Origin of the sequence: Petropleomorpha daqingensis (assembly GCF_013408985.1) — a bacterium.
GTDB classification, from domain to species: domain Bacteria; phylum Actinomycetota; class Actinomycetes; order Mycobacteriales; family Geodermatophilaceae; genus Petropleomorpha; species Petropleomorpha daqingensis.
The window spans coordinates 1,754,060-1,766,887 of the sequence record NZ_JACBZT010000001.1 but is presented as its reverse complement, the minus strand read 5'-3'; the positions used below and the strand labels follow the sequence as shown (position 1 = coordinate 1,766,887).

Sequence of the window (12,828 nt, the reverse complement as noted above, 5' to 3'; positions counted from 1 at the left end):
GTCAGCCGGCCGGCGTCCAGGCCAGCGACCAGCTGCCCTGCCACTGCCGGCCGGGCTCGAGGACGACGAGGTCCACCTTGTCGGCCAGGGCGTTCGGCGGGCAGGTCATCGGCTCGACCGCGAGGCTGCGACGGCGCTCGCCGGCGGGCAGCGTGTCGCCGCTGTAGGCCTGCAGCCACGGCCAGTTCCGGTCGACCGAGAGCCGCAGCGCTCCGGCGGAGCCGCGCAGCTCGACGTGCGCCCAGCCGTCGTCGTCCCGGACCAGGTCGGTGAGCGGGTCGTCGAAGCGGCGCTCGCCGATCCGGCCGACGGCGCCGTCGAAGTCCCGCGTCTCGCCGGTGGGCAGACCGTCCTCGCCCACGACCATCAGCGTGCGGGCGGGCAGGGTCAGCTCTGCCTCGGCCAGACCGCCGTCCTCGGTGGCGCCGACGGACAGGTACGGGTGCATGCCGGCGCCGAACGGCGCGGGCGAGTGCCCGGCGTTGCCCACCCGCAGCGTGACGTCGAGCCGGTCGGCCGACAGGGCGTAGTCGAGCGCGGCGACCAGGCGGAACGGGTAGCCCGGGCGCGGCTCGACGACCGTGCCCACCGACAGCACCCCCTCGGTGCGCTCGAGGATCGTCCACGGCTGCCACGACACCAGGCCGTGGATGGCCACCGGCCGCTCGGGCGAGGAGATCTCCAGCTGGTGCTGCTCGCCGTCCCACTCCCACCGGCCGTCGCGCAGCCGGTTGGGCCAGGGCAGCAGCAGGTGGCCGCGGCGGCCGTGCGGGATCGTGCCGGACGGGTAGCCGTCGAGCACGTGCCAGCCGCCGACGACGAGCCGGCGCAGGCCGCCGCCGCGCAGGTCGACGTCGAGGCGCACGTCGTCGCCGCAGAGCATGCGGGCCTCGGCCGGCTCGGTGACCGGCCACTCGGGGGAGGTCCGAGGGGAGATCGACACGGGGCTCACCTCACCACAGATCAGGGCAGGTCGTAGTCGAGGGTCAGCACCGCCCCCGACTCGCCGTGCGCGATGGTCATCGTGCCGCGGAGGCCTTCGAGCTCACCGGTCCCCGTGCCGGGCAGGACGACGCCGCTCGGCGGCGGGGCGCCGTCGTCGACGACGCCGGTGTGCTGGAGGACGAACGAACCGGTGCGGCCCTCGAGCGTGCCGGTGACCAGCTCGACGGCGACGTACCCGACCGGTGCCTCCCCGACGGCTGCGCTGGTCATGGACACCACGCTGGTGCCGGTCAGGGGTCCGGAGAACGTCTTGCGCAGCCCGACCCGGCCGAAGGTCACGGCCCCCGGCTCGCCGAGCTCCAGCGGCGCCGGCTCCCAGCCGGTGACCTCGAACGGGACCTCCACCTGCGGCATGCCGACCTCCTGCGTCTCGGGACGCGCAGTCTGCCCGATCCCTACGACACGGCTCGGTCGCCGTCCGCCCGGTGCTGCACGGTGCGCTCGATCCGCCGGTCGGGCACGAGCCAGATCAGGGCCGCGGCAGCGTACACGAGGACGCCCAGCGTGGCCGAGACGTACGAGAGCCCGATGCCCACCAGGTACAGGACCGGCGAGAGCTTGCCCTTCAGGTCCCGGCCGACCGCCGTCCGGACGAGGGACCCCTCCCCCTGGTCGCGGACGATGAGCGTCTGCAGCAGGTAGTACGCCAGCGCGGCGGCCAGCAGGACGATCCCGTACGCGGCCGCCGGCACCGCGGCCAGGTGGTTCTCCCCCAGCCAGGACGTGGTGAACGGGATCAGCGACAGCCAGAACAGCAGGTGCAGGTTGGCCCAGAGGATGCCGCCGGTCACCCGGTCGGTCGCCTGGAGCATGTGGTGGTGGTTGTTCCAGTAGATGCCCAGGTAGGCGAAGCTGAGCACGTAGGCGAGCAGCACCGGCAGGTCGTCGTGCAGCGCCGACCAGGTCACGCCCTCCGGTCTGGGCAGCTCGAGGACCATCACGGTGATCGCGATGGCGATGACGGCGTCGCTGAACGCCTCCAACCGACCGGTCGACATGCGCGCCGACGCTACTGGTCGAGGACCCGCTCGAAGAACAGCGAATCGGTGGCCGCCGGGTCGCCGCGGTAGGCGCCGAACGCCTCGATCGGCCGGTAGCCGGCGCGGGTGTAGAGGCCGATCGCCTCGGGCTGGCGCGGCCCGGTCTCCAGGCGCAGCGTCGTCCACCCGTTGCGGCGGGCGGCGTCCTCCAGGCCGCGCAGCACCGCCTTGGAGACGCCCCGGCCGCGCGCGGAGGGGACGACGTACATCCGCTTGACCTCGGCGACGCCGTCCCCGAGCGCGCGCAGGGCGCCGCAGCCGAGCGCCGTCCCGTCCTCGTCCCGGACCAGCAGGACGACGCTCACGTCGGAGGCGGACGGCGGCGTGCCCGGCTCGTTCTTGCCGTCGTAGCGCGCCCGGACCTCGGCCTGCTGGTCGGTGGTGAGCCGCTGGACGTCGGCGTCGTCCCAGGCCACGGCCTCCGGCGTCACAGGCTGATCCCGTGCAGCAGGAGCGCGGCGAGCTCGCGGTAGGCCGCGGCGTCGTCCAGGCCGGTCGCACGGGCGGTCTCGCCGCGACCGATGCGGAACATCAGCGTGGTCACCGTGTCGGCGATGAGCGCCGGGTGCACCGCGCGGAAGTGACCGGCGGCGACGCCCTCGTCGATCAGCTGGCGGACCCGATCGGCGGCCGCGGCGGTGTTCTGCTCGTAGACCGCGCGGCCGGGCGGGAATGCGTCGAGGTCACGGTGGAACGCCGGGGTCGCCGGGACGAGCGCGCGGGCGACCGCTGCGAGGTAGGCGGTCACCCGCAGCGCCGGGTCGGTCTCCCGCGCGGTCTCCGCCTCGACCGCCTCGGTGGCCTGCCGGAAGAAGTGCCGGACCACCCGCAGCGCGAGCTGCTCCTTGCTGCCGGCCAGCGTGTAGAGGGTGCTCTTCGAGCAGTGCAGGCGGAGGGCGATGTCCTCGAGGGTGAACCGGGCGAAACCCTCGGCGAGGAACAGCGCCTCGAGCTGGTCGAGCAGCTGCGCCTGGCGGCGGGTCATGCCGGCCTCGTCGGACGGCACGACGGTCGTGGTCATGGCACCTCCTCGACACCAGCATGACGGCTGGACTAAAGACAGTACTGCGGTATCGTCCTCAGTACTGTTTTCGGGGAGCGAGGGGCATCGTGCAGGTCGAGCGAGAACTACCGACGGACGAGGCGCGCGACCTGATCGCGCTCACCCGCGAGCTGGCCGACGCCGAGCTCGCGCCCCGGGCGGCGCAGTACGAGCGGGAGGAACGCTTCCCGCGCGAGGTGTTCCGCACCCTCGGCGAGGCCGGCCTGCTCGGCCTGCCCTTCGCGGAGGAGGCCGGCGGGGGCGGCCAGCCCTACGCCGTCTACCTGCAGGTGCTCGAGGAGCTGGCCATGCGCTGGGCCAGCATCGCGCTCGGCATCAGCGTGCACACGCTCGCCTGCTCGCCGATCGCGTACTTCGGCACCGACGAGCAGCGCCGCGACCTGCTGCCGGCGATGGTCGGCGGCGAGCTGCTGGGGGCCTACTGCCTGTCGGAGGCGCACGCCGGCTCCGACCCTGCCGCGATGCGCGCCTCGGCGACCCCCACCGACGGCGGCTGGATCGCCCGGGGCGAGAAGGCCTGGGTGACGCACGGCGGGCAGGCCGACTTCTACTCGACGTTCCTGCGCACCCCCGAGGGCATCTCCTGCTTCCACCTCACCCCGGACATGACCGGCTTCGAGCCGGCCAAGCCCGAGGAGAAGATGGGGCTGACCGCCTCGCACACCGCGGCGATCCGGCTGGACGACGTCCCGATCCGGGGCGACCGGCTGGTCGGTGAGCCGGGCCGCGGGCTGAACATCGCCCTCTCGGCGCTGGACTCCGGCCGGCTCGGGGTGAGCGCGGTCGCCGTCGGCCTGGCCCAGGCGGCCCTCGACGTCGCCGTCGAGTACGCCGTCGACCGGGAGGCCTTCGGGCGACCCATCGCCGAGCACCAGGGCCTGCAGTTCCTGCTGGCCGACATGGCGGCGGCCGTCGAGTCGGCGCGGGCCACCTACCTGGCCGCGGCCCGGCGCCGCGACGCCGGCCAGCCGTACTCGCGGCAGGCCTCGATCGCCAAGCTGGTCGCCACCGACGCGGCGATGAAGGTGACCACCGACGCCGTCCAGGTGCTCGGCGGCGCCGGCTACACCCGCGACCACCCCACCGAGCGCTACATGCGCGAGGCGAAGGTCTTCCAGATCTTCGAGGGCACCAACCAGATCCAGCGGATGGTCATCGGCCGCCACCTCGCCAAGGAAGCCGGCACCAGGAAGGCCGTGCCGGCGAGGGCCTGACGCGGTCGAGTGAGCAGTTGCGGACGGCGACACGCGCCGACCCGCCGTCCGGGACGACCGCAACTGCTCACTCGCCGGAGGGCCCGAACCGTCGGCGTTCGGGTGCACGATCGCGCGCATGGCGTCGTTCTCCCAGCTCGAGAAGGAAGAACCCGACTTCGCCGCGCGCGTGAAGGCGGCGTTCGACGCGCACGTGCACAAGATCCTCGCGACCCTGCGCACGGACGGCGCACCCCGGGTCAGCGGCATCGAGACCCGCTTCGCCGACGGCGAGCTGTGGCTGGCCGGGATGACCGGGTCGGTGAAGTTCGCCGACCTGCGCCGCGACCCGCGCATGGCCCTGCACAGCGGCAGCGACGACCCCGACACGTTCGCCGCCGACGCGAAGCTCGCCGGCCGGGCGGTGGAGGTCACCGACCGGTCCGAGCTCGCCCGGTTCGACGGCGGGACGGAGGTCCCGGAGGGCGAGCCGTCGTTCGAGCTGTTCCGCATCGAGCTCGAGCAGGTGGTGCTCACCGCGCTCAGCGAGGCCAAGGACGCGCTGGTCATCACGTCGTGGCGGCCGGGCGCGGGGCTCCGCGAGACGCGTCGCGAGTGAGATCTCACGGCGGAAGTGATGACGTTCGTCAGTGCCGCTCGGGCCTGCGGCGACGAAGACTGGAGCTCCCCGGACCAGGAGAGCGGTGACCATGCCCGACCCCCAGATGCGCGCTGCCGACACCGACCGCGAGGCCGTGGCCAGTCGACTCGGCGAGCACATGACCGCGGGCCGGCTGAGCGTGGCCGAGTACGAGGAGCGCGTGGCGCGGGCCTACTCGGCGAAGACCTACGGCGAGCTGTCCGAGCTCACCCGCGACCTCCCGTCGGAGCGCCCGACCTACCGGCCGGCTCCGCGGCCCGCTGCCGCGGGTCCGTGCGGTCCTGCGCCCTGGGGCGGCTCGTGGACGGCCGCCCCCTGGCGCCGGGCGGTGTGGGGCAGCTGGCTGAGCACGGCGATCATCGTCACCGCGATCTGGCTGATCACCTGCCTGTCGGCCGGGGCGTTCCTCTACTTCTGGCCGATCTGGGTGATCGGCCCGTGGGGCGCGGTGCTGCTGGCCCAGACGCTGGGCGGCGGTGGCGGACGGTCCCGCCGCCACCACCGCCCGCACAACCGCGTCTGACGGCGCGGACCCGGTGGGCCCTCAGCAGGGAGTGGCCGGACCCGCCTCGTAGCACTCGTCGGACACCATCTGCAGCGAGTGGGTGGGCACGGGCGGGGGCGCGGCCGCCGACGGCGTCCGCACCAGCAGCAGGGTCAGGACGACGACGGCCGCGGTGAGCAGCACGAACGCGGCCGCGACGAGCGCCCGCTGCGGGGGCGAGCGGAACGGACGGGGCAGGCGCACGGACGACGACATCTCACGCCCCTTCCCGGACCTCGTGGATCTCGTCGGCGACGAGGCCGTGCGCCTCGCGGTGCACGGTGGCCGCCGCCTCGGCGGACGGGGCCTCGACCAGGCAGAAGATCGTGCCCGCCGGCTCGTCGACCCAGTAGCGCAGGTAGGACACGTCGTGCCCGCCCTGCACCTCCAGGTCGGCCTGGTGGGCCTGGGCGACGGCGTCCAGGGTGGCTCCGCCGTCGATGCGGTGGACGTCCATGAACAACGGCATGGGGACTGCTCCTCGGGTTGGGGAAGGTCGACGCATCAGCAGGGCTTGTCGCGGCTGATCCCGGTGCAGTGGTTCTCGATCGTCGTCGTGTGCGGGGCCGGGGCCGGCTCGGACGCCGACGACGGACCGGAGACGACCAGAGCCACCAGGACGCCGGCCAGGACGAGCAGCGCGGCGCCTGCTGCGATGAACCACCGGAGGCTCATGTCGGACCCTCGATCTCTCGCGTCGGAAAGGGACGCGACCGACGCTAGGAACGATGGGCAGGAGCCCGGATCGGCGAGCGGTGCCCAGATTCGCGCGCGCCGGTGCCCAGGTTTCAGGCGTCGAGCAGCCCCAGCCGCTCGGCCTCCCGGGCCGCGGCGGTGCGCGAGGCGACGCCCATCTTGGTCAGCAGCGCGGAGACGTGGTGGTCGACCGTCCGCTGGGAGATGAACAGCCGCCGGGAGATGTCGCCGTTGGGCAGCCCGGCCGCGACGAGGGCCAGGACCTCCTGCTCGCGGCGGGTCAGCCCCAGCCGGTGCTGGCGGGTCGCCGCCCGCGGGCCGACCGGGACGCCGGTGAGCCCGCGCCGGCGCATCAGCCGCCGCGTCCGCCGGGCCGGCACCAGCGCCCCCAGCTCGTCGAAGACGGCGAGCGCCTCGCGCAGCGCCGCCTCGTCGTCGGACCCGGCAAGCGCCAGGCCCGCCTCGTACGGGCAGCCCACCGCGCGCCAGGCCGCGGCGGCGCCCTGCGGATCGCCGGCCAGCTCGAGGGCGCGCGGCTCGGGCAGCCCGGCGGCCGGCTCCCCCGCCCGGCCAAGGCGGGAACGCCAGACCGCGACCGCCCCGCGGACCCAGGGGTCGCAGCGGTCGGCCACCTCCGCCACGCGGGCCAGCTCGTCCGCCGCCGCCTGCGGCTGGTCGGTCAGCCAGGCCGCCTCCGCGCGGGCGAGCCGGGCCTGGGCGATCCAGTCCGGCTCCCCCGTGCCGTCGGCCAGCCGCGCGGCCTCGTCGAGGTCGGCCGCCGCCTCGGCCTCGCCGCGCCGCGCGCGGATCCGGCCCAGGCTGATCAGCGGGTTGATCCGGTTGACCGGTGAGATCACCGGGTCGGCCAGCAGCGCCGTCGACAGCGCGACCGCCTCGTCCCAGCGTCCCCGCTGGTCCAGCCAGTTGGTCCGCTCGCCGCGCAGGCACGTGCCGAACGTGGCGACGTCGTGGTCGTCGCAGTAGGCCACGCCCTCGGTGAACCAGCGGTCGGCGTCCCCGTAGCGCCGCTCGGCGCAGGACAACCCGTGCAGGTTGGCGTACGCCCGGCCGGCCTGCTCCTCGCGGTCCGCCTCGACGGCGACCTCCAGCGCGCGGAGCATGGTCGGGCGCCACTCCCGCCGGGAGAACGCCGTCGCGCAGGCCTCGGAGTTGAGCGCGTCGCTGAGGATCGTCGCGTCGCCCAGCCGCTCGGCCAGCTGCTGCCCCTGCCGGGCGAGCACGATCGAGGAGTCCAGCCGCCGGTGCAGCATCTGCTGGACGGCCAGGTTGGCGTGCGCCCAGGCCAGCTCCGGCCCCGCCGGCGACTGCGCCGACAGCACGACCAGCGCCTCCTGCGCGGCCTCCTCCGCCTCCGCGCCGCGGCAGAGCCGGTAGAGCGCGCGGGACAGCGCCCGCAGGCTGTCGCCCTCGCGCGTCCGGTCGCCCACCCACCGCCAGAGCGGCAGGGCCGCCTGCCGGGCGGCGGCCGAGTCGGCCCAGCGGTCGACCAGCGAGGTCTCGTAGCCCAGCCCGTCCCACAGCGCCGCCTGCGCGGCCGGGTCCAGGTGGGTGGCGAAGCGCAGCGCCCGCTCGTACTGCGCGACCGCCTCGCGGTGGGAGGCCAGCGCGGCGGCCTTCCGCGCGGCCCGCGGGGCGTGGACGACGACGGCGATGGCGTTGCCCGCACCCTCGGCGTGGTGGGCGAGCCGGGCGTCGTCCTCCGAGCCGATCTCGTGCAGCGCCTCGAGCAGGTCGGCGTGCATCCGGCCGCGCCGGTGCGCCGGGACGGCGTCGGCCACCGCGAGGCGGGAGATCTCGTGCCGGAACCGCAGCCCGGCCTCGTCCGCGGTGAGGACGCCGCCGGCCAGGCCGGCCTCCAGCCCGGCCGCCGCGTCGGGCACCAGGCGCTCCAGCAGCGGCGGGTCGATCCGCGCACCGGCCAGGGCCGCGTACTCGACCAGCCGCCGGGCGCCGGCGTCCAGGCGGGCGACCCGGGCGAGCACGGCCTCCCGCGCCGACACCGGCAGCGCCCCGCCGCCGGCCGCGAGCACCTCGGTGACGAAGAAGGGGTTGCCCCCGGTGAGCCGGAACAGCTCGTCGGGTGCGACCGGCGAGGCGGCGGCGAGGGAGTCGACGGCGGCCTCGGACAGCGGCGGCAGGGCCAGGCGGCGCGTCGTCCGCTGGGTGGCGAGGAACCCCAGCACGACCCGGAGCGGGTGGTCGGGAGCCAGCCCGTCGTCCCGGAACGTGGCGACCAGCAGCACGGGCAGGCCGCGCAACCGGCGCCCGACGTATCGCAGCAGATCGAGCGTGGCCTCGTCGGCCCAGTGCACGTCCTCGACGACGACCACCCGCAGGTGACCGGCGGCGGCGCTCAGCTGCCGCAGCAGGGTCGCGAAGAGCGCGTCGCGGTCCGCACCGCCGGCCGCGGCCGCGCGCAGCTCCCCGCCCAGGCGCTCGGCGAGATCGAACAGCGGCCCGAGCGGGCGCGGTGTGAACAGGCCGTCGCAGGCGCTCCAGGCCCACTCCGCGTCGGGCAGCTCGGCCTCGAGCTGCTCGACCAGCGCGGTCTTGCCGACCCCGGCCTCGCCGGAGACCAGCACCAGCCGGCCGTCGCCCGCGCGCGCCTCCGCGGCGTGCTGCGCGAGCGACGCGAGGAAGGCAGCGCGTTCGAGCAGCGGCACCGCCGCATTCTCGACCGCGGACGACCCCCGGGGAACCCCGGAGGCCGTGGGATCAGGCGGCCAGCCGGTGGTGGTGGCAGCGGCCACCGGCGGTCGCCCGGGCGGCGCACGGCGCGCCGGCCTTGGTGCGGCCACCGCTGTCGCCGCAGCGGGCCGGCGCGGCCGGCTGCGCGGGCTGCGGCGCGACGGCCGGGCGGGGGAACGGCAGGATGACGGCGTCGCGCTCGACGACCGGCACGACCGGGGCCTGGACGGCCGGTGCCGAGACCGCGGGCGCACCGGCCCGGCGGCCGCGGATGCGGCGGAGTGCGGCCGAGACGGTCAGCCCGGCGGCGGTGACGACGAGAGCGGTGACGACCCGAGAGCGCATGCCTCTCTCATCGGCGGTCCCCCGGCCGGTTCGAACCCCCGCCGATCACCCTCGGCGGATGAGGACTGCCCGGTTCCCGTGCTGCTGTCGTGGTCCCTCCCTTTCTCGGGAGGTGCGCCGATGACGACCACGACCGTCGCCCCGCCCACGGCGATCCCGCCCCGCACGTCCGCGGCATACGGCGTGCACTCGGAGGTCGGCGTCCTGCGCAAGGTGCTGGTCTGCGCGCCGGGACTGGCCCACGAGCGGCTGACCCCGCGCAACTGCGACGACCTGCTCTTCGACGACGTGCTGTGGGTGGACAACGCCCGCCGCGACCACGCCGAGTTCGTCCAGGTGATGCGCGAGCGCGAGATCGAGGTGGTCGAGCTGCACGACCTGCTCGCCGAGACCATGGCGATCCCCGAGGCGAGGGACTGGCTGCTGGACCGCAAGATCACCGCCAACGAGGTGGGGATCGGCCTGGTCGACGCGACCCGCGAGTTCCTGCAGGGCCTGGAGGACCGGCGGCTCGCCGAGTTCCTCGTCGGCGGCCTGGCCACCACGGACCTGCCCGACGACTTCCGGCCGGACTACCTCGCGCTGGCCCGCGAGTCCACGGGCGTGCGCGAGTACCTGATGCCACCGCTGCCCAACACGCTCTACACGCGGGACACCACCTGCTGGCTCTACGGCGGCCTCACGCTCAACCCGCTGTTCTGGCCGGCCCGCCACGACGAGACGCTGCTGATGAAGGCGCTCTACTCCTTCCACCCGGACTTCGTCGGCTCCACCGTGTGGTGGGGCGACCCGGAGCAGGACTGGGGCCTGGCCACGCTCGAGGGCGGCGACGTCATGCCGATCGGCAACGGCGTGGTGCTCATCGGCATGAGCGAGCGGACGTCGCGGCAGGCCATCACCCAGGTCGCCGCGGCCCTGTTCGCCGCGGGCGGGGCGAGCAGGGTGATCGTCGCCGGCATGCCGAAGCTGCGCGCGGCGATGCACCTGGACACCGTGTTCACCTTCGCCGACCGCGACCTCGCCACCGCCTACTTCGAGATCGTCGACGGGCTGCACACCTTCAGCCTGCGGCCGGGCGACAAGGAGCCGGTGGAGGTCACCGACGAGAAGGACCGGCGGTTCCCGGACGTCGTCGCCGAGGCCCTGGGCCTTCCGCAGTTGCGCGTGCTCGGCACCGGCGGCGACGCCTACGCCAACGAGCGGCAGCAGTGGGACTCCGGCAACAACGTCGTCGCCGTCGCGCCGGGCGTCGTCTTCGCCTACGACCGCAACACCCAGACCAACGACGTGCTGCGCCGGGCCGGGGTCGAGGTGCTGCCCATCGTGGGCGCCGAGCTCGGGCGGGGCCGGGGTGGCGGCCACTGCATGACCTGCCCGATCATCCGCGACCCCGTCGACTTCTGAGAGGAGAAGGCCTCGTGGAACAGCCCGTCGGCCCGGTGGAGTGGGTGGCGCTCACCTTCCCCGGCAGCTCCCTCGACGCCCGGGTGGTACCGCCGCTCAAGGAACTGGTCGATCCCGGCACCGTCCGCCTGCTGGACGCGGCCGTGCTGCACAAGGACGCCGACGGCGTGATGACGGAGTCGGAGCTGGAGACCGAGGGCGTGCAGGCCTTCGACGACCTCGACGGCGACGTCCTCGAGCTGCTCAGCGACGACGACCTGATCGCCATCGCGGCCAGCCTGGCGCCCGGCACGACCACGCTCGTGCTGGTCTGGGAGAACCGGTGGGCCGCGGCGTTCGCCGACTCGGTGCGCCGGGCCGGCGGCGTCCTGTCGGCCTACGACCGGGTGCCGACCGAACGGGTGGACCCCGCGCTGCACCGGGCCCCGCTGGCAGGGGCGTCGGCATGAGGTCCGCGCAGGGCCGGGGGCGCAGCGGACCGAGCCTGCTGGGCACCGCGGCGCCGGTGCCTGCGGCGCCTCCGCAGGGACCGCCCGCGGTGACCGCGGCGGCGAGCGTGGAGGTCCAGCTGACCAAGCTGGCAGAGCTCCGCCAGGTCGGCCTGCTCACCGACGAGGAGTTCGCCACCTACCAGGCCCGGCTGCTGGCCCCCTGACCGGACGGGAGGAGGTCACGATGGTCGACACGGTCCCGCCCCCGCGGGTCAGCGAGCTGGCGGCCGAGGCCCCGGTCACGACGCCGGGGACGATGAGCCTGCCCACGCTGACCGGGCTGGTGGTCGGCAGCATGGTCGGCGCGGGGGTCTTCTCGCTGCCCGCCCGCTTCGGCGTGGCCACCGGCATCCTCGGGTCGCTGATCGCGTGGGCGGTCGCGGGCACCGGGATGCTGATGCTCGCCTTCGTGTTCCAGACCCTGGCCATCCGCAAGCCGGACCTGGACTCCGGGGTCTTCATCTACGCCAAGGCCGGCTTCGGCGACTACGTCGGCTTCAACTCCGCGATCGGCTTCTGGGCCAGCGCGGTCGCCGGCAACACCTTCTACTGGGTGTTCATCAGCGCGACCATCGGCGCGTTCTTCCCCGCGTTCGGCGACGGCGACACGGTCCTCGCCGTCGCGCTCGGCACCGCCGGCGTCTGGTTCTTCCACTACCTGATCGCGCGCGGGGTCCGGGACGCCGCCGTCATCAACCGGATCGTCACGGTCTTCAAGATCCTGCCGATCCTGGTCTTCATCGTCGTGCTGTTCTTCGCCTTCGACGCCGGCGTCTTCTCCGACAACTGGATCGCCACCGGCTACGGCGACCTCGGCAACCTGAACGAGCAGGTGCGCAACACCATGCTCATCACGACGTTCGTCTTCATCGGCATCGAGGGGGCGAGCGTCTACTCCCGCTACGCCAAGCGCCGCGAGGACGTCGGCCGGGCGACCGTGCTCGGGTTCCTCAGCGTGCTGGCGGTCTTCGCCCTGGTGACGCTGTCGAGCTACTCGGTGCTGCCGCAGCCGGAGCTCGCCACCACCCGCCAGCCGTCCATGATCGGCGTCTTCGAGTCCGTCGTCGGCGACTGGGGCCGCTGGTTCATCAGCATCGCCGTCATCGTCTCGGTCCTCGGCGCCTACCTGGCCTGGACGCTGATGGCTGCCGAGGTGATGTACATCCCGGCCCGCAACGAGGACTTCCCCGCCTTCCTCGGCAGGGAGAACGACCAGAAGACGCCGATCACCGCGCTCGTCGTGACCTCGCTGGCGATCCAGGCGCTGCTGGGCGCGACCCTCGTGCTGACCGACGCGCTGAACTTCATGCTCGACCTGTCGACCAGCCTCGCGCTGATCCCGTACTTCCTCGCCGCCGCGTACGCGCTGAAGCTCTGCCTGACCGGCGAGGCCTACGAGGACGTGGACCGCAGGACCCGGCGCAAGGAGGCGGTCTTCGCGGGGATCGCCACCGCCTACACGCTGTTCCTCTTCGACGCCGCCGGCCTGGAGTTCCTGCTGCTGGCGACGGTGCTCCTGGCCCCCGCCACGCTGCTGTACGTCAAGGCGCGCAGCGAGCGCGGCCGACGGCTGTTCACGCCGACCGAGGTCGTGCTCTGCGCCGTGATCGTCGGCGGCGGGATCACCGGCGTGGTCGGCCTCGCGACCGGTTTCATCGCGATCTGACCGGGGGTCGG

General features: G+C 74.2%; 17 protein-coding genes. 7 read left to right on the top strand and 10 right to left on the bottom strand.

What is annotated here, in order from left to right; all coding sequences use genetic code 11:
• Position 1 precedes the first annotated feature (1 nt).
• The 5 genes from GGQ55_RS08775 to GGQ55_RS08755 are packed head-to-tail and all read right to left on the bottom strand — an operon-like array spanning position 2 to position 3,066.
• Complete coding sequence (locus GGQ55_RS08775; RefSeq protein WP_366489012.1) at positions 2–943, bottom strand: aldose 1-epimerase family protein; 942 nt, start codon at positions 941–943, stop codon at positions 2–4.
• Between the two features lie 20 nt (positions 944–963).
• Positions 964–1,359: a DUF3224 domain-containing protein gene (locus GGQ55_RS08770; protein ID WP_179716108.1), complete on the bottom strand. Its 396-nt coding sequence runs from the start codon at positions 1,357–1,359 to the stop codon at positions 964–966.
• Between the two features lie 41 nt (positions 1,360–1,400).
• Positions 1,401–2,003 (bottom strand): TMEM175 family protein, encoded by a 603-nt coding sequence (locus GGQ55_RS08765; protein ID WP_179716107.1) that lies wholly within the window; start codon positions 2,001–2,003, stop codon positions 1,401–1,403.
• Between the two features lie 11 nt (positions 2,004–2,014).
• On the bottom strand, positions 2,015–2,476 hold the full coding sequence (locus tag GGQ55_RS26845) for a GNAT family N-acetyltransferase (RefSeq protein ID WP_179716106.1): 462 nt from the start codon (positions 2,474–2,476) through the stop codon (positions 2,015–2,017).
• On the bottom strand, positions 2,473–3,066 hold the full coding sequence (locus GGQ55_RS08755) for a TetR/AcrR family transcriptional regulator (protein ID WP_179716105.1): 594 nt from the start codon (positions 3,064–3,066) through the stop codon (positions 2,473–2,475). The genes GGQ55_RS26845 and GGQ55_RS08755 overlap by 4 nt, the downstream gene beginning before the upstream one ends.
• An 89-nt stretch (positions 3,067–3,155) precedes the next feature.
• Between GGQ55_RS08755 and GGQ55_RS08750 the strand changes: the two genes are divergently transcribed.
• The 3 genes from GGQ55_RS08750 (at position 3,156) to GGQ55_RS08740 (ending at position 5,485) form a co-directional block, all read left to right on the top strand.
• Complete coding sequence (locus tag GGQ55_RS08750) at positions 3,156–4,322, top strand: acyl-CoA dehydrogenase family protein (protein WP_179716104.1); 1,167 nt, start codon at positions 3,156–3,158, stop codon at positions 4,320–4,322.
• A gap of 118 nt (positions 4,323–4,440) precedes the next feature.
• Positions 4,441–4,920: a pyridoxamine 5'-phosphate oxidase family protein gene (locus GGQ55_RS08745; RefSeq protein WP_179716103.1), complete on the top strand. Its 480-nt coding sequence runs from the start codon at positions 4,441–4,443 to the stop codon at positions 4,918–4,920.
• 91 nt (positions 4,921–5,011) lie between these two features.
• Positions 5,012–5,485: a DUF1707 SHOCT-like domain-containing protein gene (locus GGQ55_RS08740; RefSeq protein ID WP_179716102.1), complete on the top strand. Its 474-nt coding sequence runs from the start codon at positions 5,012–5,014 to the stop codon at positions 5,483–5,485.
• Between the two features lie 21 nt (positions 5,486–5,506).
• Here the strand turns inward: GGQ55_RS08740 and GGQ55_RS08735 are convergent, their stop codons facing one another.
• From GGQ55_RS08735 to GGQ55_RS08715, 5 genes are all read right to left on the bottom strand, one after another.
• Positions 5,507–5,722 carry a hypothetical protein gene (locus GGQ55_RS08735; RefSeq protein ID WP_179716101.1) on the bottom strand — a complete coding sequence of 72 codons (216 nt, stop codon included), beginning with the start codon at positions 5,720–5,722 and terminating at the stop codon, positions 5,507–5,509.
• 1 nt (position 5,723) lies between these two features.
• Positions 5,724–5,975 (bottom strand): DUF4242 domain-containing protein, encoded by a 252-nt coding sequence (locus GGQ55_RS08730; RefSeq protein WP_179716100.1) that lies wholly within the window; start codon positions 5,973–5,975, stop codon positions 5,724–5,726.
• A gap of 35 nt (positions 5,976–6,010) precedes the next feature.
• On the bottom strand, positions 6,011–6,181 hold the full coding sequence (locus tag GGQ55_RS08725; protein WP_179716099.1) for a hypothetical protein: 171 nt from the start codon (positions 6,179–6,181) through the stop codon (positions 6,011–6,013).
• 113 nt (positions 6,182–6,294) lie between these two features.
• Positions 6,295–8,886: an ATP-binding protein gene (locus GGQ55_RS08720; protein ID WP_179716098.1), complete on the bottom strand. Its 2,592-nt coding sequence runs from the start codon at positions 8,884–8,886 to the stop codon at positions 6,295–6,297.
• A gap of 52 nt (positions 8,887–8,938) precedes the next feature.
• The gene (locus tag GGQ55_RS08715) at positions 8,939–9,256 is read right to left on the bottom strand and encodes a hypothetical protein (protein ID WP_179716097.1); all 318 of its coding nucleotides are present in this window, start codon (positions 9,254–9,256) and stop codon (positions 8,939–8,941) included.
• 120 nt (positions 9,257–9,376) lie between these two features.
• Between GGQ55_RS08715 and GGQ55_RS08710 the strand changes: the two genes are divergently transcribed.
• The 4 genes from GGQ55_RS08710 to GGQ55_RS08695 are packed head-to-tail and all read left to right on the top strand — an operon-like array spanning position 9,377 to position 12,817.
• A complete protein-coding gene (locus GGQ55_RS08710; protein WP_179716096.1) occupies positions 9,377–10,660 on the top strand; it encodes an arginine deiminase in 1,284 nt (427 codons plus the stop codon).
• 14 nt (positions 10,661–10,674) lie between these two features.
• Positions 10,675–11,109 carry a DUF6325 family protein gene (locus GGQ55_RS08705; RefSeq protein WP_179716095.1) on the top strand — a complete coding sequence of 145 codons (435 nt, stop codon included), beginning with the start codon at positions 10,675–10,677 and terminating at the stop codon, positions 11,107–11,109.
• Positions 11,106–11,315 carry an SHOCT domain-containing protein gene (locus GGQ55_RS08700; protein WP_179716094.1) on the top strand — a complete coding sequence of 70 codons (210 nt, stop codon included), beginning with the start codon at positions 11,106–11,108 and terminating at the stop codon, positions 11,313–11,315. Before GGQ55_RS08705 ends, GGQ55_RS08700 begins: the two co-directional genes overlap by 4 nt.
• Positions 11,316–11,335: 20 nt before the next feature.
• The gene (locus GGQ55_RS08695; protein WP_218859216.1) at positions 11,336–12,817 is read left to right on the top strand and encodes a basic amino acid/polyamine antiporter; all 1,482 of its coding nucleotides are present in this window, start codon (positions 11,336–11,338) and stop codon (positions 12,815–12,817) included.
• Positions 12,818–12,828 lie beyond the last annotated feature (11 nt).